This window comes from Streptomyces spongiae (assembly GCF_009377185.1).
Classification (GTDB): Bacteria; Actinomycetota; Actinomycetes; order Streptomycetales; family Streptomycetaceae; genus Streptomyces; species Streptomyces spongiae.
Genome location: NZ_VJZC01000098.1, coordinates 1 through 23,973, shown reverse-complemented (window position 1 = coordinate 23,973; position 23,973 = coordinate 1). Strand labels below are relative to the sequence as shown.

The 23,973-nt window shown below is 71.3% G+C and carries 19 protein-coding genes; 10 read left to right on the top strand and 9 right to left on the bottom strand.

Annotated elements, in window-relative coordinates:
• Window positions 1-312 precede the first annotated feature (312 nt).
• Window positions 313-1,377 (bottom strand): ATP-dependent DNA ligase, encoded by a 1,065-nt coding sequence (locus FNH08_RS16615; RefSeq protein WP_152772255.1) that lies wholly within the window; start codon window positions 1,375-1,377, stop codon window positions 313-315.
• A 74-nt stretch (window positions 1,378-1,451) separates the two neighbouring features.
• On the opposite strand from FNH08_RS16615, the gene ligD reads away from it, so the two are divergent.
• The gene (gene ligD / locus FNH08_RS16610; RefSeq protein WP_152772254.1) at window positions 1,452-2,495 is read left to right on the top strand and encodes a non-homologous end-joining DNA ligase; all 1,044 of its coding nucleotides are present in this window, start codon (window positions 1,452-1,454) and stop codon (window positions 2,493-2,495) included.
• Here ligD and FNH08_RS16605 read toward each other — a convergent pair.
• A complete protein-coding gene (locus FNH08_RS16605; protein ID WP_152772253.1) occupies window positions 2,482-4,722 on the bottom strand; it encodes an OmpL47-type beta-barrel domain-containing protein in 2,241 nt (746 codons plus the stop codon). The genes ligD and FNH08_RS16605 overlap by 14 nt on opposite strands.
• Window positions 4,722-7,199, bottom strand: a complete 2,478-nt coding sequence (locus FNH08_RS16600; protein ID WP_152772252.1) for a ThuA domain-containing protein — start codon at window positions 7,197-7,199, stop codon at window positions 4,722-4,724. The genes FNH08_RS16605 and FNH08_RS16600 overlap by 1 nt, the downstream gene beginning before the upstream one ends.
• Window positions 7,200-7,399: 200 nt before the next feature.
• Between FNH08_RS16600 and FNH08_RS16595 the strand changes: the two genes are divergently transcribed.
• Window positions 7,400-8,353 (top strand): multicopper oxidase domain-containing protein, encoded by a 954-nt coding sequence (locus tag FNH08_RS16595; protein WP_152772251.1) that lies wholly within the window; start codon window positions 7,400-7,402, stop codon window positions 8,351-8,353.
• Between the two features lie 115 nt (window positions 8,354-8,468).
• Entirely contained in the window at window positions 8,469-9,512 is a 1,044-nt protein-coding gene (locus FNH08_RS16590) for a LacI family DNA-binding transcriptional regulator (RefSeq protein WP_322724645.1), read from the top strand.
• A 54-nt stretch (window positions 9,513-9,566) separates the two neighbouring features.
• Here the strand turns inward: FNH08_RS16590 and FNH08_RS16585 are convergent, their stop codons facing one another.
• Entirely contained in the window at window positions 9,567-10,355 is a 789-nt protein-coding gene (locus tag FNH08_RS16585) for a VOC family protein (RefSeq protein ID WP_152772249.1), read from the bottom strand.
• Window positions 10,356-10,654: 299 nt separating this feature from the next.
• Between FNH08_RS16585 and FNH08_RS16580 the strand changes: the two genes are divergently transcribed.
• Both FNH08_RS16580 and FNH08_RS16575 read left to right on the top strand, forming a co-directional pair.
• Window positions 10,655-10,903, top strand: a complete 249-nt coding sequence (locus tag FNH08_RS16580) for a WhiB family transcriptional regulator (protein WP_194238504.1) — start codon at window positions 10,655-10,657, stop codon at window positions 10,901-10,903.
• A gap of 114 nt (window positions 10,904-11,017) precedes the next feature.
• Entirely contained in the window at window positions 11,018-14,572 is a 3,555-nt protein-coding gene (locus tag FNH08_RS16575; RefSeq protein ID WP_152772248.1) for a hypothetical protein, read from the top strand.
• A 69-nt stretch (window positions 14,573-14,641) separates the two neighbouring features.
• Here the strand turns inward: FNH08_RS16575 and FNH08_RS16570 are convergent, their stop codons facing one another.
• The 3 genes from FNH08_RS16570 to FNH08_RS16560 all read right to left on the bottom strand — a co-directional run bounded on the left by FNH08_RS16570 (window position 14,642) and on the right by FNH08_RS16560 (window position 18,446).
• Window positions 14,642-15,616, bottom strand: a complete 975-nt coding sequence (locus FNH08_RS16570; protein ID WP_322724644.1) for an acyl-ACP desaturase — start codon at window positions 15,614-15,616, stop codon at window positions 14,642-14,644.
• A gap of 225 nt (window positions 15,617-15,841) precedes the next feature.
• Window positions 15,842-16,618 carry a dimethylargininase gene (gene ddaH / locus FNH08_RS16565; RefSeq protein WP_322724643.1) on the bottom strand — a complete coding sequence of 259 codons (777 nt, stop codon included), beginning with the start codon at window positions 16,616-16,618 and terminating at the stop codon, window positions 15,842-15,844.
• 205 nt (window positions 16,619-16,823) lie between these two features.
• On the bottom strand, window positions 16,824-18,446 hold the full coding sequence (locus tag FNH08_RS16560; RefSeq protein ID WP_152772257.1) for an ABC-F family ATP-binding cassette domain-containing protein: 1,623 nt from the start codon (window positions 18,444-18,446) through the stop codon (window positions 16,824-16,826).
• A 319-nt stretch (window positions 18,447-18,765) separates the two neighbouring features.
• On the opposite strand from FNH08_RS16560, the gene FNH08_RS16555 reads away from it, so the two are divergent.
• Window positions 18,766-19,422, top strand: coding sequence for a GOLPH3/VPS74 family protein (locus tag FNH08_RS16555; protein ID WP_322724642.1), 657 nt, complete (start codon window positions 18,766-18,768; stop codon window positions 19,420-19,422).
• 28 nt (window positions 19,423-19,450) lie between these two features.
• Here the strand turns inward: FNH08_RS16555 and ssgD are convergent, their stop codons facing one another.
• A complete protein-coding gene (gene ssgD / locus FNH08_RS16550; RefSeq protein WP_152772246.1) occupies window positions 19,451-19,867 on the bottom strand; it encodes a spore wall synthesis regulator SsgD in 417 nt (138 codons plus the stop codon).
• Window positions 19,868-20,209: 342 nt separating this feature from the next.
• Between ssgD and FNH08_RS16545 the strand changes: the two genes are divergently transcribed.
• The 3 genes from FNH08_RS16545 to mmpA all read left to right on the top strand — a co-directional run bounded on the left by FNH08_RS16545 (window position 20,210) and on the right by mmpA (window position 22,245).
• Window positions 20,210-21,247 (top strand): WD40/YVTN/BNR-like repeat-containing protein, encoded by a 1,038-nt coding sequence (locus tag FNH08_RS16545; RefSeq protein WP_152772256.1) that lies wholly within the window; start codon window positions 20,210-20,212, stop codon window positions 21,245-21,247.
• 78 nt (window positions 21,248-21,325) lie between these two features.
• Window positions 21,326-22,036 (top strand): endonuclease V, encoded by a 711-nt coding sequence (locus tag FNH08_RS16540; RefSeq protein WP_152772245.1) that lies wholly within the window; start codon window positions 21,326-21,328, stop codon window positions 22,034-22,036.
• Between the two features lie 62 nt (window positions 22,037-22,098).
• Entirely contained in the window at window positions 22,099-22,245 is a 147-nt protein-coding gene (gene mmpA, locus FNH08_RS50770; RefSeq protein WP_194238506.1) for a morphogenic membrane protein MmpA, read from the top strand.
• A gap of 18 nt (window positions 22,246-22,263) precedes the next feature.
• On the opposite strand, the gene FNH08_RS16535 is transcribed toward mmpA, so the two are convergent.
• Window positions 22,264-23,442 (bottom strand): saccharopine dehydrogenase family protein, encoded by a 1,179-nt coding sequence (locus tag FNH08_RS16535; protein WP_152772244.1) that lies wholly within the window; start codon window positions 23,440-23,442, stop codon window positions 22,264-22,266.
• A gap of 94 nt (window positions 23,443-23,536) precedes the next feature.
• Here FNH08_RS16535 and FNH08_RS16530 point away from each other — a divergent pair, with 94 nt between their 5' ends.
• Entirely contained in the window at window positions 23,537-23,917 is a 381-nt protein-coding gene (locus FNH08_RS16530; RefSeq protein WP_152772243.1) for an MmcQ/YjbR family DNA-binding protein, read from the top strand.
• Window positions 23,918-23,973 lie beyond the last annotated feature (56 nt).

Genomic DNA, 23,973 nt, shown 5'->3' with positions numbered 1-23,973 from the left:
CCCCCGAGCCGTTGCTGCAGCCCGCCATGAGGGAACCCGCCACCGCGGCGGCCAGCAGTGCCGCCGTCATTCTGCCGCGCCGCGTCTTCGTTCTCTGTCTCATTCCCACCATGGCCACCTTGTCTGTTTTCCATCGATTGTGCGCTTATGGGATCACGAATGGCCATACCCGCCTACTTCTGTCCAAGAGTGGCACGATAGGCCACTCGGCCCACCGGCCCGCGCCCCTTAGGGGCGCGGGGCTGTGTTGGATATGCGGCTCCGCCGCGCGGGCGCGACAAGCCACAGCGAGCCCGCAGCAATGCGACGGCATCAACCAGGCAGAATCTCCCCCAGGTCATACCGGACAGGCTCCTCCAGCTGCCCATACGTACAGCTCACCGCCGTACGATCCGGCCGCCACCGCCGAAACCGCGCCGTATGACGAAACCGCACCCCGTTCTCCATGTGGTCGTACGCCACCTCGGCCACCCGCTCGGGACGCAACGGCACCCACGAGAGGTCCTTCTTCGCCGACCAGCGGCTCGGCGCACCCGGCAGCCGGGCCGTCTCATGGGCCGCCTCGTCCGACCACGCCGCCCACGGGTGCTCGGTGATGTCGTCCATCCGCAGCGGCTCCAGCTCCTCCACCAGTTCGGCGCGCCGTTTCATGGGGAACGCGGCGGAGACCCCGACGTGCTGGAGGGTGCCCCCGTCGTCGTACAGGCCCAGCAGCAGCGAACCGACGACCGGCCCGCTCTTGTGGAGGCGGTAGCCCGCGACCACGACGTCCGCCGTGCGCTCGTGCTTGATCTTGAACATCGCGCGCTCGTCCTGCCGGTAGGCCAGCGTGAGCGGCTTGGCGATCACCCCGTCGAGGCCCGCCCCCTCATACTGCTCGAACCACTGTTCGGCCACCTCGATGTCCGTGGTCGCCGGGGCCACGTGGACGGGTGCCGAGGCCCCGGCGAGCGCCGCCACCAAGAGGGCGCGCCGGTCGGCCAGGGCCACGTCGAGCAGCGACTCGTCCGCGAGCGCGAGCAGGTCGAACGCGACGAACGACGCGGGGGTCTTCTCGGCCAGCATGCGCACGCGCGACTGAGCCGGGTGGATGCGTTCGGTCAGCGCGTCGAAGTCGAGCCGTCCCTCCCGGGCGATCACGATCTCGCCGTCCAGTACGCACCGCTCGGGCACCCGCCCCTTGAGTGCCTCCACGAGCTCGGGAAAGTACCTGGTCAGCGGCTTGCCCGTACGGCTGCCGAGTTCCACCTCGTCCCCGTCGCGGAACACGATCGCCCGGAAGCCGTCCCACTTCGCCTCGTAGTGCATGCCTGGCGGGATCCTCGCCACGGACTTGGCGAGCATCGGCATCACGGGTGGCATGACAGGGAGCTCCATGCACCGATTCTCCGGGCATTCTTTGAATTCCGCCCGGTGTGCGGGGGATGCGCTCTGCGCCTACCGTGGCTCGCATGGGCGATGCGGTGGAGCTGGAGGCGGCGGGCCGGACGGTGCGGCTGTCCAGCCCGGACAAGGTCTTCTTCCCGGAGCGCGGCTTCACCAAGCTGGACCTGGCCCGCTACTACCTCGCCGTCGGTCCCGGCATCCTCCGCGCCCTGCACAACCGTCCGACCACCCTGGAGCGCTACCCGGAGGGCGTGAACGGCGAGTCCTTCTTCCAGAAACGGGCGCCCAAGAACATGCCCGACTGGATCCCCACCGCCCACATCACCTTCCCCAGCGGCCGCAGCGCCGACGAGATGTGCCCCACCGAGGTCGGCGCCGTGCTGTGGGCGGCCCAGTTCGGCACCCTCACCTTCCACCCGTGGCCGGTGCGCCGCACCGACGTCGACCGCCCCGACGAGCTCCGTATCGACCTCGACCCGCAGCCCGGCACCGACTACGCCGACGCCGTCCGCGCCGCCCACGAACTCCGCGAGGTCCTCCACGAGTACGGCGACCTGAAGGGCTGGCCCAAGACGTCCGGCGGACGCGGCCTGCACGTCTTCGTGCCGATCCAGCCCCAGTGGACCTTCACCCAGGTGCGCCGGGCGGCCATCGCGGTCGCCCGCGAGCTGGAGCGCCGGATGCCCGACCAGGTCACCACGGCCTGGTGGAAGGAGGAGCGCGGGAGCAAGATCTTCGTCGACTACAACCAGACGGCCCGCGACCGCACGATCGCCTCCGCCTACTCCGTACGCCCGCGCCCGCACGCCCCGGTCTCGGCGCCCCTGCGGTGGGACGAGGTGGACGACGCGCACCCCCGGGACTTCGACCTCGCGTCCATGCCCGCGCGCTTCGCCGAACACGGCGACGTGCACGCGGACATGGACGACCACGCCTTCTCGCTGGAGGCCCTGCTGGAGCTGGCCTCCCGCGACGAGCACGACCACGGACTCGGCGACCTGCCGTACCCGCCCGAGTATCCGAAGATGCCGGGCGAACCCAAGCGGGTACAGCCGAGCCGGGCCAGGAAGCCGAAACCGAGTGGCTCCGAGGGATCTACAACTCCTTGATCCGGATGTCCCGGTACGACACCACGTCCGTCGTGCCGTGCACCTGGAGCCCGAGGTAGCCGGAGGCGAACCGCCGGCCGTCCGTGCCCGGGTCGTCCGAACGCGGCGGGGTGAACAACTGCCCACCGATGTTGTCGAACTCGTTGATCAGCACGCCGTTGCGGTACACCGAGTAGTGCTGGTCGACCACACGGATCTCGTAGTCGTTCCAGGTGCCCTTCTGGGTGACGCCCGCACCGGCGAGCCCCACACGGTCGAAGCCGTAGACCGAACCCGTTTTGTACATGTCGCCGTCGGGCCGGTCGAGCACCTGCACCTCGTGCCCGTACTTGATGGCGACCCACTCCGGACGGGACTCCTCCGGGTGGTCGTGGACCCACGGGAACCGCACGAAGACACCGGAGTTGGCGTTGCCCGTGCCCGGTGCGTCGTCACGCCACTGCAGGCGCAGCGAGAAGTCGCCGTACTTCCGCTCCGGGAACCACAGCATGCCGAGCCCGTCCTTCGTGGTCCCCGAGGTGATCGACCCGTCGGAGTTCAGGGCGAACGAACCGCCGCCCACCTGCTGCCACTTGGCGAAGGTCTCCTGCGTTCCGTCGAGGATCGTCCGGTAGCCCTCGGTCTGGCCGGGCTTGCCGATGCCGGACTCGCGGGCGGCCTCCTGGACGGCGTCGTACTCGCGCTCGTCGATGACGCCTTCCTTGAGGAGCTTGTCCAGGACCGTCTTCACGTGCTTGAGGAACAGCGCGTGGGACGTCCACTCCTTCTCGTCCTCGATCAACTCGTTGACGCGGCACCGGTTGTTGGTCAGCCGGTTCGGCACGCCCGAGTCGACCGTACCGACGATGACGGTCAACCGCTCGTCCCACTCGGCGCAGGCGGGCGCCGGGACACCGCCACCGGAGACCACCGTGAAGGTCACCGTGCGCGGCTGGGCCGTGTTCCCCGCCTTGTCGCTCGCCCGGTACGCGACGGTGTGCGTGCCCGCGCGGTCCACCACGACCGGTGCGGTGTACGCGAGGTAGGGCCCGCCGTCGAGCGAGTACTCGATCGCGGCGACGCCCGAGCCACCGTGCTCATCGGTCGCGCTCACCGTGACCTTGGCGTTCTTGAGGTACGCGCCCGCGGAGTTCCGCTCGCCCTCGACGGTCACCCCGGTCACCGGCGCCGTCCTGTCCTCGACGGGCGGCGTGACCACCGTGAACGTGACGTTCTTCTCGGCGGACACGTTCCCGGCCTTGTCGGTGGCGCGGTACCGCACCTTGTGCGCACCGACCTCGTGCACCATCACGGGAGCCGTGTACGGCTGCCAGGCGCCCGAGTCGCCCAGCGCGTACTCGATCGTGTTGACGCCCGAGCCGGTGTCGGACGCGGACACGGTGACCGTCGCCATGGACAGGTACTCGCCCTGCGGGTTCTTCTCACCGGTCACCGTCGCCGATGTCTCAGGCGCCGTGGTGTCGTCGGTCGGCGGGGCGACGACGGTGAAGTCGGCGTTCTTCTCGGCGGCGACGTTGCCCGCCTTGTCGAACGCCCGGTAGCGGACGTGGTGGTCGCCGACCTGGTCGATCACGACGGGCGTGGTGTACGGCTGCCAGGCACCCGAGTGCCCGAGTGCGTACTCGACGCGATCGACACCCGAGCCGCCGCTCTCGTCGGTCGCGCTCACCGTCACGGTCGCCGAACCGACGTACGCGCCCTGCGCGTTCTGTGTCCCGCTCACCTTGGCCGAGGTCTCGGGCGGGGTGGTGTCCTCGCCGGTGCCCTCGGTGACGACGAGGATGCCCTGCATCTGCCCGTGGCCCGGGATCGTGCAGTAGTAGCGGTAGCGGCCGGGGGTGAGGTTGACCTCGGCCGTGTACTTGCCGCCCTGGGCGTCGTTCGGGTTGGCCAGGATGTTCAGCGGGACGTCGTTGTTGTACTCCGGGTCGGAGACGTCGAACGTCAGCGTGTGCGGCATGCCCATGGTGTTGCCGGTCGCCGTGCTGTTCTCGAAGACGATCGTGGTCGGTCCCGCCACCGCGGTCTGCGGGGCCGACACGTACTTGGTGATGTCGTCGCCGGCGGTCCAGGTCAGCACCTGGGCGGCGGCGGCCTTGGCGCCCTCGGGCTGCGTGCGGCCCGAGGCCGACGTCGAGGTGAGCCCCAGCAGCATCAGCAGGGACGCCAACAGGGCCGTCACCCACCGTCCTTGACGTATCCGTCGTCTGTTGTGTCTCTCGCGCATCACTCCGCCTTCCTCGCCAGCTGGTCGGCGGCCGGGGTCGGGCCACCGCCCGTGAACGTCACGCGCCACAGCGCCGACTTGGCGTCCGAGGTGAAGAAGCCACGGCCGTAGTCGAGGACGTACAGCGACCCGTCGGGCCCGAACTTCCAGTCCATGAGGTTCTTGATGCCGTCGTTGCCGATCGGCACGATCTTCTTCAGCGACTCCGAGTGGATCGGCAGTCCGCCGTCGCCGTGCGTCTTCGGGTCGGTGATGACCGCGTTGCGCGGCTGGTCGGCGTCGTAGAAGTCGCCGACGAACCACTTGCCGTCCCAGTAGGCGGGCCACTGGCCGCCGGCGGTCACGGAGGCGTTGTAGCGGTAGACCGGTCCGTTCATCGCGGCCTGCCCGCCGCCCTTGAGCCACGGCAGCCCGTACGTGGCCTCCGCGGTCTTGTACGAGGGGATGCCGCTCGCGTTGCGCGGGTAGTCCGGCGCGCCGCCCTGGGGTGAGTACCAGATGTTGTTGCCGGTCACCGGGGGCAGGTTGACCAGGCCGTCGTTGTTCGGGGACTCGTTCTTCGGGGCGTCGCAGTTGTACCAGCCCAGCGGCTTCGTCGGGTCGGGGAGGTTGCGGTCGCGGTAGGGCTGTTTGTTGCCCATGCAGTACGGCCAACCCCGGTTGCTCGCCTTGGTGATGACGGCGAACGTGTCGTACTTGGCCGGGCCCCAGGTCGTGGACGGCTGGCTCGCGTCCGGGCCGACCCAGCCCGCGTACAGGGTGTCGGTCGACTTGTCGACGAAGATACGGGCCGGGTTCCTGACCCCCATCACATAGATCTCACCGCGCGTCTTGCCGCCGCCCTCGTCGGTCTCCTTGCCGGTGAAGAGGTTGCCCTCGGGAAGCGTGTACGTGCCGTCGGGCTCCGGGTGGATGCGCAGGATCTTGCCGTTGAGGTTGTTGGTGTTGCCGGCGGTGCGGCGCGCGTCCGCGAACGAGACGCCCTTGTAGTTGGGCTGCGGGTTGTTGCCGGAGTAACCGTCGCTGAAGCCGCTGGAGTTGTTGTCGCCGGTCGCGACGTACAGGTTGCCCCGGGAGTCCCAGGCCATCCCGCCGCCGGAGTGGCAGCAGCTGTGGATCTGCACCGGCCACTTCAGCAGCACCTTCTCGCTGCCGAGGTCCAGCTTGTTCGTGGCGAGGTCCATGGTGAAGCGGGAGACGTAGCGCTCGGCCATCCGCGTGTCGCGGTTGATCCGTGAGTGCGGCGTGTAGTGCAGGTACACCCAGCCGTTCTGCTCGAAGCGCGGGTCCAGCTCGATGCCGAGCAGCCCCTCCTCGACCTTGATGAGCTCGTCCCCGCCGCCCTTGTTGCCGAAGACCGACAGGGCGCCCGCCAGGGTCACCTTCTTGGTCTTCGGGTCGTAGACGTGGATCTCGCCCTTGCCCTTGCCGATGTCCGGGTTGTTCCAGTCGGTGATCACGGGCTGGGACGAGTCGGCGCCGCCCCGGCCGATGTAGAGCACACGTCCGTCCGGTGCGGTCACCAGGCCGTGCGGCTCGCCGATCTGGTCGTTCTGACCCGGCTGGTTGGGCTGGGTGAGGCGCTCCGCCTTGTAGTTGGCGTTGATGGTCGCCTTGCAGTCGGCCTGGGACAGACGGCTCGTCCAGAGCAGGGCTCCGCGTAGGTGCCCGCGGAACTCGGTCTCGTCGTACGAGGAGACGGTGCCGCCCATGCCCGTGTAGAAGGAGCGGCCGCCGTCGTAGTCACGGCACCAGCTCACCGGGTGGTCCCAGCCGTTCTTGCTCTCGCCCGGCTGGTACGTCGACTCGCGGACCCGTGCCACGGTGTGCACGTCGCCGGAGGGGTTCTTGACCCAGTTGAACCACTGGTCGGGCCGCTTCCACTGTACCGGCAGGTCCTTGGTGGCCGGATGTCGCCGGTCGCCCACCTCAACGGTCGCCCGCTGCACGGAGGTCGGGCTCGACGCGGCCGGCCGGGCGCCGACGAGGCCGGTGAACCAGTCCGAGTACGGTTCGGCGCGGGCCGCGTCATGGACGCCGACGAAACCGCCGCCCGCCTCCATGTAGGCCTCCAGGCCCGCCTCCTGCTCGGGGTCGAGCACGTCCCCGCCGCCGGTGAGGAACACGACGGCGTTGAAGCGGCTCAGCCGCGTGTCGTTGGTGAAGACGGACGCGTCGTCCGTGGCCACCACCGTGAACTGCTGGTCGGCAGGTCCGGTCAGACCGATCTTCTCGATGGTCTCGATGCCCGCGTTGACGACGGGCGACTCCTCACCGGCCGCGGCGGACCCGTAGAAGATCAGCACTCTCGCGTTCGCGCCGCCCGGCGGCGACTTGATGGACATCGTTGTCAGGGGTGGTTCCGGAGCAGGGCGCGCGCTGGCGGCCGGGCCCGACAGCAGCCCGGCGGCAACGATCCCGGCGGTCACGCCCGCCACACAGGCCCGTCTTCTCGTGCTCAACCCTCGTAAGTGCATGGGCACCTCCACGGTCACAGCAACAGCGCCAAGGAAGCTAGACCCCTTTGCGCGGCTCGCCAATACCTATGACCGCAATGGCACGAACTTTGTCCTGAGTGTGGATAAACGCGAGCATGGCCGGTACCGTCGCACAAGTTCATCACAGGTACGTCTCCGTCAATCTCCGTCAATTCCGTTGCAGGGTGGGGGAGTTCCGCATGGACAGGCGCGGCTTCAACCGGCGGGTGCTGCTGGGCGGCGCGGCCGTCGCGACATCGTTGTCCCTGGCCCCGGAGGCCGTGAGTGCCGATGCACCGGCGAAGACCGCGCCGGCCGGCGGCGAGGTGAAACGCATCAAGCTGTACGCCGAGAAGCTCCCCGGCGGGCAGATGGGCTACGGCCTGGAGAAGGGCAAGGCGACGGTCCCCGGCCCGCTGATCGAGCTCAACGAGGGCGACACGCTGCACATCGAGTTCGAGAACACCATGGACGTGGCGGCGAGCCTGCACGTCCACGGGCTGGACTACGAGATCACCAGCGACGGCACCAAGCTGAACAAGAGCGACGTCGAGCCGGGCGGCACCCGCACGTACACCTGGCGCACGCACGCCCCCGGCCGCCGGGGGGACGGCACCTGGCGGGCGGGCAGCGCGGGGTACTGGCACTACCACGACCACGTGGTGGGCACGGAACACGGCACGGGCGGCATCCGGAACGGCCTCTACGGCCCGGTGATCGTCCGCAGGAAGGGCGACGTCCTGCCCGACAAGACGGTCACGGTCGTCTTCAACGACATGCTGATCAACAACAAGCCGGCTCACTCCGGGCCCAACTTCGAGGCCACGGTGGGCGACCGGGTCGAGTGGGTGATGATCACTCACGGCGAGTACTACCACACCTTCCATATGCACGGTCACCGCTGGGCGGACAACCGCACCGGCATGCTGACCGGCCCCGACGACCCCAGCCAGGTCATCGACAACAAGATCGTGGGCCCGGCCGACTCCTTCGGCTTCCAGGTCATCGCCGGTGAGGGCGTCGGCGCGGGCGCCTGGATGTACCACTGCCACGTCCAGAGCCACTCCGACATGGGCATGGTGGGGCTGTTCCTGGTGAAGAAGCCGGACGGAACGATTCCGGGGTACGAACCGCATCACGCCGGCCAACACTGAGCCGCCGGGTTCGGGTTTCCGGGCCGTCCAACTGTCGGGCGCCAGGGAGCGCTCTCAAACGTGGCCTCACCCAGAGCTATCCTGATCGGGAACCGCTCTGGAGGAGAGTCCCGAAGTGTCCGAGACAGCGTCGCGTCCCACGCTGGAGGCCGTGGCCGCGCGGGCCGGGGTGTCGCGGGCGACCGTGTCGCGGGTCGTGAACGGGGGCGAGGGCGTGCGGGAGCCGCTCGTCGAGCGGGTGCGCAGAGCCGTCGAGGAACTCGGGTACGTGCCGAACCAGGCCGCCCGGAGCCTGGTCACCCGACGGCACGACGCCGTCGCCGTCGTGATCGCCGAGCCCGAGACCAGAGTCTTCGCCGACCCCTTCTTCGCCCTCCAACTGCGCGGCATCAGCAAGGAGCTGACCGCGCACGACTCGCAGCTCGTCCTGCTGCTCACCGAGGGGCGCGACGACCACGTACGCGTCGGACGGTACCTCTCCGGTGGGCACGTCGACGGCGCGCTCGTCTTCTCACTGCACCTCGACGACCCGCTGCCCGGACTGATCCACGGGGCCGGCGTGCCCACCGTTTTCGGCGGCAGGCCCGGCTGGGGCGAGGGCACGCGGGACATCGTCTACGTGGACAGCGACAACCGTGGTGGCGCGCGGGACGCCGTACGGCATCTCGTCGGGCTCGGACGCACCCGTATCGGGCACATCACCGGACCCCTTGACCAGACCTCCGCCGTCGACCGGCTCGAAGGGTTCCGGGACGTCATGGTGGGCGGCGATCCGCGACTGATCGTGGAGAGCGACTTCACGCCCGCGGGCGGCGAACGCGCCGTGCGGGAGCTCCTGGAGCGCTGCCCGGACCTGGACGCCGTCTTCGCCGCCAACGACCTCTCCGCCTCGGGCGCCCTGCGTGCCCTGCGCGAGCGCGGGCGCCGGGTCCCCGACGACGTCGCCGTCATCGGCTTCGACGACATGCTGCCGGTCGCCGAACAGACCGACCCTCCCCTCACCACGGTCCGTCAGGACATCGAGGAGATGGGGAGGCTGATGGCACGGCTGCTGCTGGGCGGGCGGGAGCCGCGAGGCACCGGGCCCGAGCGGGAGGCGGGAAACGCGCCCTCCGGCGTCGTCCTGCCGACCACCCTGGTGCGACGCGCCTCCGCCTGAGCGCTCCGCCTGCGGCGCGGTGACGAACTGCCGGATCTCGCGGACCGCCCGGTCTCAGCTCTGTCGCGGCACGCTCCTGATCACCGCGAACCGCGCTCCGTACGGGTCGGCGAGCTCGGCGATGCGGCCGACGTCCTCCAGGTCCGTCGCCGGGAGGCGCACCGTGCCGCCCAGCTCCTGCGCCCTGGCGACCGTCGCGTCCGTGTCCGGGACCTCGAAGTACGCCAGCCAGGCTCCTCTCTCCGCCTTGGTCGGGTCGTCCTCCAGCGGCACGATGCCGCCGAACATGGCGTCCGTCTCGGTGCCCGCCGGGTGGACCGTGGTGTACGTGCCTCCGGGGAACGTGACCGCCGAGGTCTCCCATCCCAGCACGGCGTGGTAGAAACCGGCCGCCGCGGGAAGGTCCGGCGCGTACAGCTCCAGCCAGCACAGCGAGCCCTGGTCCCGCACGACGTCGAGGCCCTTGTTGGCCGCGGGCTGCCAGATACCGAAGGACACGCCCGCCTGGTCGGCGAGGATCGCCATACGGCCCTGGTCCAGCACGTCCATGGGCTGTATGAGCACCGTGCCGTGCGCCTGCTCGGCCGCCTTCGCCGTGGCGTCCGCGTCCGGCGTCTGGAAGTACACCGTCCAGGACGGCGGGCCCTGCTCCGGGGTGGTCCGCATACCGCCCGCCGCGGTCTTCCCGTCGAGCTGGAAGAAGCCGTAGCCGCCGGTCTCGGGCGGGCCCGGCCGGAACCGCCAGCCGAAGAGTCCGCCGTAGAAGGACGAGGCGCCGTCGATGTCGGGAGTGCCGAGATCGAGCCAGTTCGGGGCGCCGGTGACATAGCGGGTGGTGAGCATCAGTGCTCTCCTTCGAGGGGTCCCGTTGCCTGCACTGCCGAGTCTCGCACCGCCCACTGACAATCGCCGCCGGGACGCTGCCCCTGTGACCGCGTCCGATCACGTTCGGTAATGAGGGGAGGAGGGAGCTCGTGTGCGGACACCCGATGGTGGGCCCGCGCGCCGCCGTGCGTCCGGCCGGCCCGCGGGTCCACCATCGGGTGTCCGCAGCGGTGAGCAAGGACCTGCCGTGCCCCGTGGAACGTGTCGTTGATCCGGCGTTGATCGAACGTTTTTCGCCGCGCGGCAGCATCGCGGCCATGCACACCGACACACCGACCCCGCCCGACCTGAACTGGCAGGCACAGGCGCTGTGCGCACAGACGGGGGCCGACTTCTTCTTTCCCGAGCCGGGCAGTTCGGTGAGGGAGGCGAAGCTCATCTGCGGCATGTGCGAGATGCGCTCCGCCTGCCTCGAGTACGCGCTGGCCAACGACGAGCGCTTCGGCGTCTGGGGCGGCCTCTCCGAGCGGGAACGGCTCCACCTCCGGCGCACCGACCCACGCTGACGGCCCCCGCTCGCGGTCCGCCCGTACCGGTCCGGGCCATACCCATCCGCACCAGCACCGCGCATACCGTAATTTCCGCGCGCCCGCCCGGTCCCAGCAGGCACAATCCAGCGCATGCCCAGCACCGAGCAGACGGTCGACGGTCTGCTGAACGTCCTCGACCCGCTTCCGTATCCGGACCGCACACGCCAACTGGCCGCGCGTGTGCGGGCCATGGCCCGTCCCCTGCGGCCCGTGCTGGAGGAGCTCGAAGCACGCGGGCCCTACGAGCGGGGGATCGCCGTGCTGGCCGCGGCGGTCGCCCAGGACACCGAGTGGATCGCCGCGCGCGTCGCCGACCCCGACCCGTACGTGCGCGGACAGGCCCTGCGGGTCGCCGACAGCCTCCACGTCCCGGACTCCGCCTACGAGTCGGCGCTCGCGGACGCGCCCGAAGCCGTGCGTCGCGCGCTGCTGCGCGCCCTCGTCTCCGCGCACCGCACCGCGCTCGCCGACCGACTGGTCGACGGCCTGCGACGCGACTGGGGCGACGCGGACGCGGCCCGGCTGCTGCCCGCCTGCTCACCGGAGACGGTCGCCCGGCTGCTCCCCGGGCTGTTCCACGCCGTCACCGGATGGAACGGCCTCGCCAAACGGCATCCGGGGGCCCTGCTCGACGTCGTGGAACGGGAACTGGACGCGCAGCCCGAAGCGTTGCGCGGCCCTTGGTGGCGCCGGTACGCGGTGGCCCTGGCCTCCGTGGCGCCCACCGAACCCCTGCGCGTGCTCGACCTCCTCGAACACCGCGGGCCCGCGACCCTGCCCCACGAACTCCGCGACCACGTGGGCGCGTTCGCGGCCGCCGACCCCGGGCGCGTGGTGCGGCTGCTGCTGACGCCCGCCTGGTCCGGCGCCCTGGGCGTCCACTCCCTGAGCACCACCGTGCTGCGCCGACTGGCCCGCTCCGACGCACCCGAACTCGTCGCGTACGCCAGGACGTTGGTCCCGTACGGGAGCCTGCCGCCGCTGCTGACAGCCCTCCCGCCCGCTCGGCGGCACGCGTTCTACGCGGAGGTATACGAAGGCCGGGGCCCGGCCGCGGCCGACACGGCCCTCCTCGAAGCGCTGCCCCGCAGCGGTGTCGCCGACGAGGCCCGCGCGATGGCCGACATCGCGCGGGAGCGCGGCGGACGGTGGAACGACCTGCTGCGCATCGAGTGCTTCCTGCCCGTCGCCGAGGTCCGCGACCGGCTGGTCGAGGCCACCCGGCGGCCGGCCGCCGAGGACCGCGCCGAGTCCTGGCCGCTGCTGATCAGCAACGCGGCACGCTCCGCCGATCCCGGCGCCGTCACCTCCGCCCTGGAGGAGATGAGGCGGCTGCGCAACGAACAGGACCCGGTGCGGTCGGCCGCGCTCGGTGAACTGGCCGACGTCCGGCCCGCGTTGTTCACCGAGGACTCCGAGCCGTACCTGGACCGCATCGCCGTCGACGCCGTCGCGGCCCCCGACTCCTCGCCCGCCACCCGGCACCACCTCAGCCGCCTCGCCGTCTCCGTGCTGCGCGAGCACGCGGCGAACGGGGGCCGCGAGCTGGTGAACTGGGCGCTGCGCACCCTGGTCCGGATCTCCGGCAACACGGGCGGCGCCGACCTCGGCCGGCTCGACCACACCCTGAGGCGCGGCCAGGAGCACCAGGTGTACGAGGCGCTGCGCCCCTGGATCGAAGCGGGCGCCGAGAAGGCCGACTACGGCCTCGCCTTCGCGCTCGCCCGCGCCGTGGGGAGCCGCGCGGGCGGCATGGGCGAGCTGCAGGAACTCCTGTGGCAGGCGGTCCGCTACGGCAACGACACGACCGCGCGCGAGGCGATCCGGCTGTGGCTGGAGCCGCCCACGACCCGTGACGAGCGGGTGGCCCGCGTCCTCTCGCTGGAGCCGACCGCCGGTGTGCTGTCGTGCGTGTGGCGGATCGTCGTCCGGCGCCGCACCGACCTGCTCGACCCACTGCTGGCCGAGACCCCGCCGTACGGTCGCTTCCTGACCAAGGGCACGCCGTGGCCCGTCCACGTGACCCCGGACGTACGACGCTGGGTGCCCCGTCAACAGCGGGCGATTGCCCAGCGGTTGACCGCGATGGCCGAGGACGCTGGGCTCCCGCTGTACCGGCGGACCGCGGCGATCGAGCAGAGCGCGCTCGTCCCGGGCGTCGGGCTCGATCTCGTACGCCGCTGGACCGGCTCCCCGGAGGTCGTTCTCGACGAGGCGGCCCTCGCCGCCCTCGCCCGCACCGACCGGCCCGCCGACGCGCTGGAGGAACTGCTGGCCCACGCGGGCGGCGACCGGGCAAGGGTGGCGGTGTACGCGGCCACGCAGGCGTCCCGGTACGTGCCACCGTCCCGGCTCGCCGAGCGGCTCCGTGCGCTGCTGCTCGCCCCGGACGCCAAGGTGACCAGCCGTAAGGAGGCGGCACGCCTGGCCGCCGTCCGGCTGCCGGTGCCACAAGCGGCGGAGCTGCTCACGGAGGCGTACGCCCGGCCCGGCACCCACATCGACGTGCGCGCCGCCTGTGTCGCCTTCGCGGGACCGCTGCTCGCCGAGGAGCCGGTGTGGGGGCTGCTGGCCGACGCCGCGAGCGCGGAACCCGTGCTCCGCGCGGCCGTTCTGCGCGTCTCGCCGCTGGACCTCGCCGAACCCCACCGGGAGCGGTACGCCCGTCTGGTCCGCGACGTCTGCGCCACCGACGACCCCGAGACGGCCGCCCCGGCCTTCGAGGCGCTGGCCCGCTGGGCGCCGTGGTCACCGGACGCCCCGACGGTCCTCGCCGACGCGACCGCCGACCTGTCGGAACGCGTGTCCTGGTACGCCGCCGCGAGCGGCCTGGTGACGGCCGCCGCGAGTTCGCCACAAGGCGCCGAGGGACTGCGCCGGGCGCTGCGGAAACTGGCGGAGGCGGAAGCCGGAGACGGGACGGGGGTGGCGGCCTGGGCAGAGGGGGCAGCCGGGAGGGCGATGGCGGCCGGGGCGGAGGCAGCCCACGGGACGGAGGCGGCCCATGGGCCGGAGGCAGCCCACAGGGCAGAGACGGCCCACGGGGCGGAGTCGGCCCACACGGCGGAGTCGGCGGACGGGGCGCAGACGGCAGGCGGGGCGGCGCCTCCGCGAGTCGGGGACGCGCTGTCCGACGCCGGAGAGCGCCGCGACCGACCCGCCCGCCGACGCGTCGAGGATCTCGTCGTCCGCCTGGCCCTGCACGCCCGGTCGGCTCCGCGCCCCATCCGCCCGGCGGCCCTCGCCGCGAGCGAACTCCTGGCGGAGTACGACGACTTCGTGCCGCTGGCCGCCGGGATCGCCGCGTTCCACCTGGACCTGGACGCCGATGCGGAACACCTCGACCGGCTGGCCGCCCTCACGGAAGGCCGCCCGGCACTGGCCGCTCGTACAGCCCAGGAGGTGAGCGAGAGGCTGCGCGGCCGGGTCCACGAGGGCGACCCCCGGACCCTGCTGCACACCGCCCGCCGCCTGGCCGCCCACGGCGGTCACGCCCAGGGGCTGCTCGCCGTGGCCCTCACCGGCGCCCTCGGCGCACGCACGGGCTGGCCCGCACCCTGGCGCGAGCAACTCAGAGCGCTGCGCCGCCATCCGGTGCCGGACGTGCGCGACGCGGCCCTGGCCGAGGTGACGGCGTACGAGTGAGCGGGCCGGACACGGCGGATGCCCTGCCTCGGCCGAGGCAGGGCATCCGTGTGGACCGTCCGGACTCCGCTACGCGCTCTTCCGCGCCGCCATCCGCGCCTTGCGTGCCGCGAGCTTCTCGTCGAACTTCAGGGCCTCCGCGTCCAGTCCGCCCATGAAGAGCCCCAGCTCCTCCTGCGCCTTCTGGCCCTCCGGGCCCAGCCCGTCGATCTCCATGATCTTCAGGAAGCGCAGCACCGGCTGGAGCACGTCGTCGTGGTGGATCCGCATGTTGTAGACCTCACCGATGGCCATCTGGGCGGCGGCGCGCTCGAAGCCGGGGATGCCGTGGCCGGGCATACGGAAGTTGACGACGACGTCGCGGACGGCCTGCATCGTCAGGTCGGGCGCGAGCTCGAACGCCGCCTTCAGCAGGTTGCGGTAGAAGACCATGTGCAGGTTCTCGTCGGTCGCGATGCGCGCCAGCATGCGGTCGCAGACCGGGTCGCCGGACTGGTGGCCGGTGTTGCGGTGCGAGATACGGGTGGCCAGCTCCTGGAAGGCGACGTACGCGACCGAGTGCAGCATCGAGTGCCGGTTGTCGGACTCGAAGCCCTCGCTCATGTGGGCCATGCGGAACGCTTCGAGCTTGTCCGGGTCGACCGCGCGCGACGCGAGCAGGTAGTCACGCATCACGATGCCGTGCCGGCCCTCCTCGGCGGTCCAGCGGTGCACCCAGGTGCCCCAGGCGCCGTCGCGGCCGAACAGCGAGGCGATCTCGTGGTGGTAGCTGGGCAGGTTGTCCTCGGTGAGGAGGTTCACCACGAGAGCTATACGGCCGATCTCGGTGACCTTGGACTGCTCCTTCTCCCAGGCCTCGCCGTCCTCGAAGAGGCCGGGGAAGTTACGGGCGTCGCTCCACGGCACGTACTCGTGCGGCATCCAGTCCTTGGCGATCTTCAGATGCCGGCTGAGTTCGGTCTCGACCACTTCCTCCAGGGCGTACAACAGCCGCGCGTCGGTCCAGGTTGACGAGCTGCCAAGGTGGGGGGAAGTGATCGACACGGTGGCTCCAGGGGGACGAGAAGATCGTGCGCGGTCACGAGCGAGTGACCGAACCTACGGAATCGTAGGCTACGAACCCGTAGGTTACGAAGCCGTAGGTTAAGAGTGCTGTAAAGACCCCTGTTCAGCGGGTGTTCGGGCAGGGCCCCGGTGTGTTCACCGAGTACGCCGACGACCTCGCAGACCCGCAGGTCCCGGGGCCGTGAGGGCGATGTGTTCACCCGGTCAGGCGTACAGCTCCCGCAGTCGCACCGAGAGGCATGTCACACAGCCCTCGAGCTTCTCGAACTCGCTGATGTCCACGACGACGGGCTCGTACCCGAGGTCCTCGTACAGGGCCGCGGTCTTCGGCGCGCTCGCCGCCATGAGCAGCTTGTCACCGCCGAGCAGCACCACATGGGCGCCGGACTCCTCGGGCACGTGCAGGAAGCTCGGGAACAGCGAGGGGCTGTCCATCTTCGGGATGTGCCCGACGACCGTGCCGTCGGGCAGCGCGGTCACCGCCGACTTCAGGTGCAGCACCTTGCTCACGGGCACCGCCACCACCCGTGCCCCCAGCGGCTCGAACGCGGCCCTGAGCTGCTGGACCCCGGCCGCGTTGGTGCGTCCGCCGCGGCCCACGAAGACCGTGTCGCCGATCTTCAGGACGTCACCGCCGTCGAGGGTGCCCGGCGCCCAGATCCAGTTCACCGAGCAGCCGAGCCCGGCCACCGCCTCCTCGACACCGAGGGTCTCGCCGCGCCGGGACTCCGCGCCGGACCGGCCGATCAGCGCGACGTTGCGGAACATCACGACCGTGTCCTCGACGAACACCGAGTCCGGGCAGTCGTCGGCCGGTTCCACCTCGACGGTCTCCCAGTCGTGCGCGCGCAGAGCCTCCGTGTACGCCTCCCACTGTTCGACCGCGAGATCGACGTCGACCTTCTCGCGTTCGAGGTGGGTGACCAGTCCCTCGGCCAGTTTCGGGCTGGGTCGGCGTATGAGGGCCTTCTTGCTGGGCACGGCGGATCTCCGTCTCGGGCGTTCTCGGGCAGGGCGTTCTTGGGGGTGAGGCCCATCGGGATGCCGCTCCATCATGCAGCCCCGGTCCGTGCGAACAAAACCCCCCGGTAACAAGCGGGCATCCGCCGCGGTCACCCACGCTCCCACTGTGAAGGAGTCGTGCACGCCCGGCAGTCGGCCGGGCGTCCACATCAGGCACCCGAAGCTAGGCGGGATACCCGACAGCCTCCGGCGTGGTCTCCTTCAGCGCTCCCTCCTCCATCAGCAGCCAGCGGGTGATCCCGATCGACTCCAGGAACGGGAGGTCGTGACTGGCCACGATCAGCGCGCCCTCGTACGACTCCAGGGCCGTGGTGAGCTGTCGCACGCTCGCCATGTCCAGGTTGTTCGTCGGCTCGTCCAGCATCAGCAACTGCGGCGCGGGCTCCGCCAGCATCAGCGCGGCGAGTGCCGCCCGGAAGCGTTCACCGCCGGAGAGCGTCCCCGCCGGCTGGTCGGCCCGGGCCCCCTTGAACAAGAAGCGGGCCAGGCGCGCCCGGACCCGGTTGTTGGTGGCGGTCGGCGCGAACCGGGCCACGTTCTCGGCGACCGTCCGGTCGTCGTCGAGCACATCGAGCCGCTGGGGCAGGAAGCGCAGCGGGACGTGCGCCGCCGTCTCGCCCGCCACCGGCTCCAACTCGCCCGCGATGGTGCGCAGCAGTGTGGTCTTGCCCGCGCCGTTGCGCCCGATCAGAGCGATCCGCTCGGGTCCGCGCAGATCGAGGCTGCCCACCCGTGCGCCGTACTTCACCTCCAGGTCCTGGAGCGTGAGGACGGTACGGCCCGGGGGAACGGCCGTGTACGGCAGGTCGACGCGGATCTCGTCGTCGTCCCGTACGGCGTCCACCGCGTCGTCGAGCCGCTCCTTGGCCTCGGCGAGCTTCTCCTCGTGCATGATGCGGTGCTTGCCGGCGGAGACCTGGGCCGTGCGCTTCTTCAGCTTCATCACGGCCCGGGGCTCGCGCTTGTTCTCGTACATCTTGTTGGCGTAGCGCGTCCGCTTGGCCAGCTTCGTGTGCGCCTCGACCAGTTCGCGCTTCTGCTTCTTCAGGTCGGCCTCGGCGACCCGCACCATCCGCTCCGCCGCCTCCTGCTCGGTCTCCAGCGCCTCCTCGTACGCGGAGTAGTTGCCGCCGTACCAGGTGACCTCGCCGGAGCGCAGGTCGGCGATCTGGTCGACGAGTTCCAGGAGTTCGCGGTCGTGGCTGACCACGACCATGACCCCGGACCAGGAGGCCACGGCCTCGTACAGGCGGCGGCGCGCGTACACGTCGAGGTTGTTGGTGGGCTCGTCCAGCAGGAGCACGTCCGGCCGGCGCAGCAGCAGCGCGGCCAGGCGCAGGAGCACCGACTCGCCGCCCGAGACCTCGCCGATCGTGCGGTCGAGGTCGATGTGGCCGAGCCCGAGCTCGCCGAGAGTGACGAGCGCGCGCTCCTCCACGTCCCAGTCGTCGCCGACCGTCGTGAAGTGCTCCTCGGCCACGTCGCCCGCCTCGATCGCGTGCAGCGCGGCGCGGACGGCGGCGATGCCGAGCGCCTCGTCGACCCTGAGGCCGGTGTCGAGCGTGACGTTCTGCGGCAGGTAGCCGACCTCACCCGCCACACGGACGGTGCCGTCGGCCGGGGTGAGTTCTCCGGCGATCAGCTTCAACAGGGTTGATTTCCCTGATCCGTTGACGCCGACGAGCCCGCTCCGGCCGGGGCCGAACGCGATCTGCAGGTCGTCGAAGACGGGGGTGCCGTCGGGCCAGGCGAAGGAGAGGGAGGTGCAGGTGAGGGAGGTAGACATGGCGGCCTCGCGGTTGCTGGGGGTGGTCGTGGGCAAGCGCGTGTGAGACACCGCGAGGCGGGAGCGGGCGGCGGAAGGCACGGCAGCCGGGGAGGCATGGGGTGCATGAGAAAAGCCCCGTGCCCAAGGACGGCTCGTACGCCGAGGTCGCACGCTACGCACACACACGACGGTGTGTGACGCGGTGTCTCAGGACCTCAGACGAGCAACGTCCTTCTCCAATCGGCGGCAACAGGACCACGTATGACGGTACGGACGAGGTCTGCGGGCTGTCAACGAATTAACGTGGCTCCCGGCCCACCCCGGAGGAGGACACCCCGTGCCGAACGGTTCGCTGTCGCTGCCCGCCCTGCTCTACCTGCTGGCCTGGGACACCACGAGGACGGTGCTCACCGGCGAGTCCCACCTCCCCCACCTGGTCCGCGCCGGCGCCCTCACCGAACTGGCCCAGCGCGGGCTGCTCACCGACGTGGACGGTATCGCCACGCCCGTCGACCCCGACGCCCTGACCGGGGACCCGGTGCTCGACGGTCTGCTGGAACTCGTCGAGGAGTCCCGGCCACGCACCTGGCAGACCTGGGTGACGCTGCGGGCCCGCGTCACCCTCGACGCCGTGCGCGCCCAGCTCGCCGCCGACGGCTGTCTGCGCGCGGTGAAGCGGCGGGCGCTCGGCGTCTTCCCGACCGTGGAGTACGAACTGGAGCGCGCGTCCCTGGTGAACGCCCTTCAGGAGGAGGCCCGGCGGGTCCTGGAGGGGCCGCTCCCTGTCGCGGAGGTCCCCGAGCGTGACGCCGCCCTGGTCGCGCTCGCCGCCTCGGCCGGGCTGCGCACCCTGTTCACCGGCAAGGACCCGGACCGCCACACCGAGCGGATCGAGGCCCTGACGGAGCGCGGCGGAACGACGGCCCCGGCCCTGCGGAAGATCGTCCAGGAGGTGCGCACGGCGCTGCTCACGACAGCCGCCGGCGTCACCTGAAGCCGTTTCACTCAGCAGGCGTCACTACTCAGCAGGCGTCGCGCATCAGCTCCGCGAGGTCGTGGTCCAGGTCGACCTGGAGGTGTTCGAGGCCGAGGGGCACCAGGTCGGTCGTGCGGTCCAGGAAGCCCCGCACCTCGGCCGACCGGATGTGCACCACGGCCGTGCCCTCGGGAGCGTGGAACTCCATGACGAGCCGCTCGTAGCCGTACGGCCGTACCCGGACGTCGCCGTGGCCGACCGGCTCGTCCATGCCGGACACCAGCAGGTCGCGGGCGAAGGTCCAGCAGACCTCCACGCCCTCCAGGGTGGCGGGGGCCGGGAAGGTCATGCGGACGGCGAAGGGGTCGCGTCGGTCGTAGTGGAGCGTGGCGGGAATGCTCGGCATCCGCGGCGCGGCGGCGACGAGACGGGCCTCAACGGGCTGCTCGATGACGGTGGACAACGCCTTGCTCCCTCGTTACGGGCGGACGGACTCCGGGTGTATGCGGCCGGGCACTTGAAGAGACGCTGGAATGAGCCAATCCGTGCACATGAAATTCGAGTGACCTCTGTCACCGAGAACATTCACTGTGGTGTGTGTTGGTGATCCATTTCTCATCCCGTGTCCCCGGGATATCGGAGAGGACACCCGAACGCGCCGAACGGTTCCCGCCGAAGGGCATCTGGACGCCACCGGGCCGGTCGGCTAGCTTCGCCCGCCATGAGACGCGTGGGGAACACCGTGAAAGTGGGGAACACAGTGAAACCGGGGCCGGCACGGGCCGGTTGGCGGACACTCGTGGGGCTGTGCGCGGCGGGGCTCGCCGCCGCGCTGACGGCACCCGCGCAGGCCCACGCCGCACCCCGGGCCCCGCACTGGGAGCTCAAGGACACGGGCGCGTCGGACGTCCGCTTCCGTGGTCTCGCGGCGGTCGGCCGCGACGCCGCCTGGCTGGCCGGGACCAAGGGCACCGTGCTGCGAACCACCGACGGCGGGGCGAGCTGGCGCAACGTCTCGCCGCCCGGCGCGGGGGAGTTGCAGTTCCGCGACATCGAGGCGTTCGACGCGCGCAGGGCCGTGGTGCTGGCCATCGGCGAGGGCGAGGCGTCCCGCGTGCTGCGCACCGAGGACGGCGGCGCCACCTGGACGGAGTCCTTCCGCAACACCGACCCGAAGGCCTTCTACGACTGCCTCACCTTCTTCGACCGGAAGCACGGACTCGCCATGAGCGACCCGGTGGACGGGAAGTTCCGCATCCTGTCGACGCACGACGGAGGCCGCTCCTGGACGGTGCTGCCCAGCGCCGGCATGCCCGCGGCCCAGGAGGGCGAGGCGGGCTTCGCGGCGAGCGGCCAGTGCCTGGTCAGCTCCGGGCCGCGGGACGTGTGGCTGGCCACGGGCGGGGCCGCACGCGCGCGGGTACTGCACTCCTCCGACCGGGGGCTGACCTGGACGGCCACCGACTCCCCGATCCCGGCGGGCGATCCGGCCCGCGGCGTCTTCGCGCTCGCCTTCCGCGACCGCGCGCACGGCATCGCCGTCGGCGGCGACTACCGCCCCGACCAGGCGTCACCCCTGGCGGCGGCCACCACCGGTGACGGCGGCCGCGGCTGGACGCCCGCGTCCGAGCCGCCGCCCGCCTACCGCTCCGGCGTCTCCTGGCTCCCGCACAGCCGTGGCACGGCGCTCGCCGTCGGACCGACCGGCACCGACCTGACCACGAACGGCGGACGCACCTGGCGGACGGTGGACACCGGTTCGTACGACACCGTGGACTGCGCCCCCGGTCCGGTCTGCTGGGCAGCCGGCGAACAGGGCCGCGTGGCACGCCTGGAGCGCTGAGCCCAGCTGCCGGTCGTCGGGCCAGGAGAGCGCCCAGGACCCTCCGGCCGGGCCGGGGACCGTAGGCTCGGCACCACCATGACGACCGTGCGCATCCCGGCGGGCTGGCCCGCCACCGAAGAGCAGGCCCGTGCCGTGCAGGACGAGTTGCGGGACCGGGTGGTGCTCGACGAGGACGGGCCGGCGCCCGGCACCGGCCGTGTGACCGGTGTGGACGTCGCCTACGACGACCAGCGGGACGTGGTCGCGGCGGCGGCCGTGGTGCTGGACGCCGCGACCCTCGATGTCGTCGCGGAGGCCACCGCCGTCGGGCAGGTCTCGTTCCCGTACGTGCCCGGGCTGCTCGCCTTCCGCGAGATCCCCACCGTGCTCGCGGCCCTGGACGCGCTGCCCTGCGCGCCGGGGCTCGTCGTGTGCGACGGGTACGGGCTCGCCCACCCGCGCCGCTTCGGCCTCGCCAGCCACCTCGGTGTCCTCACCGGGCACCCCACGATCGGCGTCGCCAAGAATCCCTTCACCTTCACGTACGACGATCCCGGCGCCGTGCGCGGGAGCGTGTCCCCACTCCTGGCGGGCACCGAGGAGGTGGGCCGTGCCCTGCGCACCCGCGACGGCGTCAAGCCGGTGTTCGTCTCCGTCGGCCACCGGGTGAGCCTCGACACCGCGTGCGCGCACACGCTCGCCCTCACCCCCGAGTACCGCATCCCCGAGTCCACCCGGCGGGCGGACTCCCTGTGCCGACAGGCCCTCAAGGAGGCGGCTCCTCGAGAGGGCGATCAGATTGTCTGAGTATCCGATCTGAGTATCTGTACGGATGTGAGGGCGCCGTCATGATCGGCAGGCTGTGGCCCATGACGACACACCGCGCCCCCGAGCCCGCCGCCAGCCCCACCCAGCCCGTCGAGCGGGCCGTGATCGCGGGCCTGGTCCTCGCCGTGATCGCCGGAGTCGCCTGGATCGGCGGCATGATCTACACGGTCACCGGGTGGTCTTCCTGAACCCGGGCTTCATGCCCTCTACTGGCTGGCCGCCACCCGGAACGTGATCCCCGCCCGGCGCAGCCGCCCGATCAGCGCGTCGCCCATCGCGACCGCCGTGGTGACCTGCCCGGCCGTGTCCGGGAGCGCGTCGAGGGCGAGGCTCAGCGCCGACTCGGCGAGCATCTTCGCCGTCTCGTCGTAGCCGGGGTCACCACCCGAGACCTCTGTGAACACCCGGCGCCCACCGCCCTCGCCCACGAACCGCACGGAGAACCAGCTCTTCGCCCGCTTCTCGGCGCTCGGCCCCTCACCCGGCTTGATCCGCTCCGACATCCAGCGGCGCGCGGACGGCAGCTGGGCGGCCGCGACCACCGCGCCGACGGCGGCGGTACCGCCCACGGCGAACGGCAGACTCCGGACGGCCGCGTAGTGGCGGTAGCGGAAGTCGGGCCCGTACCGTCGCAGCGCCCGCGCCGAACGCTCCACCACCCGACCGTCGATGGTGGGCAGCGGCACCGCCCACGCACCGATCTCCTTGGCGAACCGCGGCGCACTCAGTGGGGCGTGCGCCCGCCGTCCCGGCGTGCGCGGCTCGTGCCGCCGCCGGTCCCGCGCCGCGGTCAGCAACTGCCGCCCGCGCGAGAACTGGTTCAGCGCCGAGGCGAACGTACCGCCAGAGAGCATCGCGTCGGAGCGCACGAACCCGTCCACCGTGATCGGCACGCCCTCGGGGAGCTGCGCCACCGTGAAGTACGCCCCCAGGTCGTGCGGCACCGAGTCGAAACCGCAGGCGTGCACGAGCCGCGCACCGGTCTCCCGCGCGCGTGCGTCGTGCCGCACGTACATCAGGTCCACGAACTCGGGCTCCCCGGTGAGGTCCACGTAGTCCGTGCCGGCGTCGGCGCAGGCGGCCACCAGGTCCTCGCCGTACGTCAGATAGGGGCCGACCGTCGTGGCCACCACGCGCGCCTGCCCGGCGAGTTCACGCATCGACGCGGGGTCCCCGGCGTCCGCCCGCAGCACCCCGAACGTGGCGCCACCGCTCAGGCGCTCACGCAGCCGCTCCAGCTTCCCGGCGTCGCGCCCCGCGATCGCCCACCGCAGTCCCTCGGGCGCGTGGGTGGCGAGGTACTCCGCGGTGAGTTCCCCGACGAATCCCGTCGCCCCGAAGAGGACGATGTCGTACGCGCGATCCGCCCTGTCCCGCCTGCTCATGACACCTCTCAGCCGTCGCCCTCGCGCCGTTGTCGGTGGCTGAGGCTAGCGTGAGGTACGAGCATCCGAACGACCGGGATCCGGAGGTGTGACCATGGCCGTGCCCAGGGACGCCCTGAAGAAGTGGCAGCAGGTGCGAGGGTTCGCTCTCGGCCTGCCCGGCGCGGTCGAGGAGTTCCCCTGGAGCGAGTCGGTCGCGAAGGTCAACAAGAAGGTGTTCGTCTTCCTCGGCGTCGACGACGGCAGCTACCCGCTGGGCGTCACGGTCAAGCTCAAGGACGAGGAGACCCACGCCCACGCCCTGACCTGCCCGGGCGCCGAGCCCGCCGGCTACGGCCTCGGCAGATCCGGCTGGGTCCGCATCCCCCTGGAGGAGAAGGGTGCTCCAGAGGCCGAGCTGCTGTGCGACTGGGTGGAGGAGAGCTACCGGGTGATCGCGCCGAAGAGACTGATAGCGGAGCTGGACTCCAATTAGCCCGTCCGGCGTTTGAGGACGAGGCCGAAGGCCGATCCGGGGGTCTGGGGGCGCAG

Coding starts and splice junctions, on each gene's coding strand:
- FNH08_RS16580 (WP_194238504.1), top strand. CDS start 10,655: ATGCACACCGACACACCGACCCCGCCCGACCTGAACTGGCAGGCACAG.
- FNH08_RS16575 (WP_152772248.1), top strand. CDS start 11,018: ATGCCCAGCACCGAGCAGACGGTCGACGGTCTGCTGAACGTCCTCGAC.
- ligD (WP_152772254.1), top strand. CDS start 1,452: ATGGGCGATGCGGTGGAGCTGGAGGCGGCGGGCCGGACGGTGCGGCTG.
- FNH08_RS16535 (WP_152772244.1), bottom strand. CDS start 23,442: ATGAGCAGGCGGGACAGGGCGGATCGCGCGTACGACATCGTCCTCTTC.
- FNH08_RS16600 (WP_152772252.1), bottom strand. CDS start 7,199: ATGCACTTACGAGGGTTGAGCACGAGAAGACGGGCCTGTGTGGCGGGC.
- FNH08_RS16540 (WP_152772245.1), top strand. CDS start 21,326: ATGACGACCGTGCGCATCCCGGCGGGCTGGCCCGCCACCGAAGAGCAG.
- FNH08_RS16595 (WP_152772251.1), top strand. CDS start 7,400: ATGGACAGGCGCGGCTTCAACCGGCGGGTGCTGCTGGGCGGCGCGGCC.
- FNH08_RS16585 (WP_152772249.1), bottom strand. CDS start 10,355: ATGCTCACCACCCGCTATGTCACCGGCGCCCCGAACTGGCTCGATCTC.
- mmpA (WP_194238506.1), top strand. CDS start 22,099: ATGACGACACACCGCGCCCCCGAGCCCGCCGCCAGCCCCACCCAGCCC.
- FNH08_RS16615 (WP_152772255.1), bottom strand. CDS start 1,377: ATGGAGCTCCCTGTCATGCCACCCGTGATGCCGATGCTCGCCAAGTCC.
- FNH08_RS16560 (WP_152772257.1), bottom strand. CDS start 18,446: ATGTCTACCTCCCTCACCTGCACCTCCCTCTCCTTCGCCTGGCCCGAC.
- FNH08_RS16530 (WP_152772243.1), top strand. CDS start 23,537: ATGGCCGTGCCCAGGGACGCCCTGAAGAAGTGGCAGCAGGTGCGAGGG.
- FNH08_RS16605 (WP_152772253.1), bottom strand. CDS start 4,722: ATGCGCGAGAGACACAACAGACGACGGATACGTCAAGGACGGTGGGTG.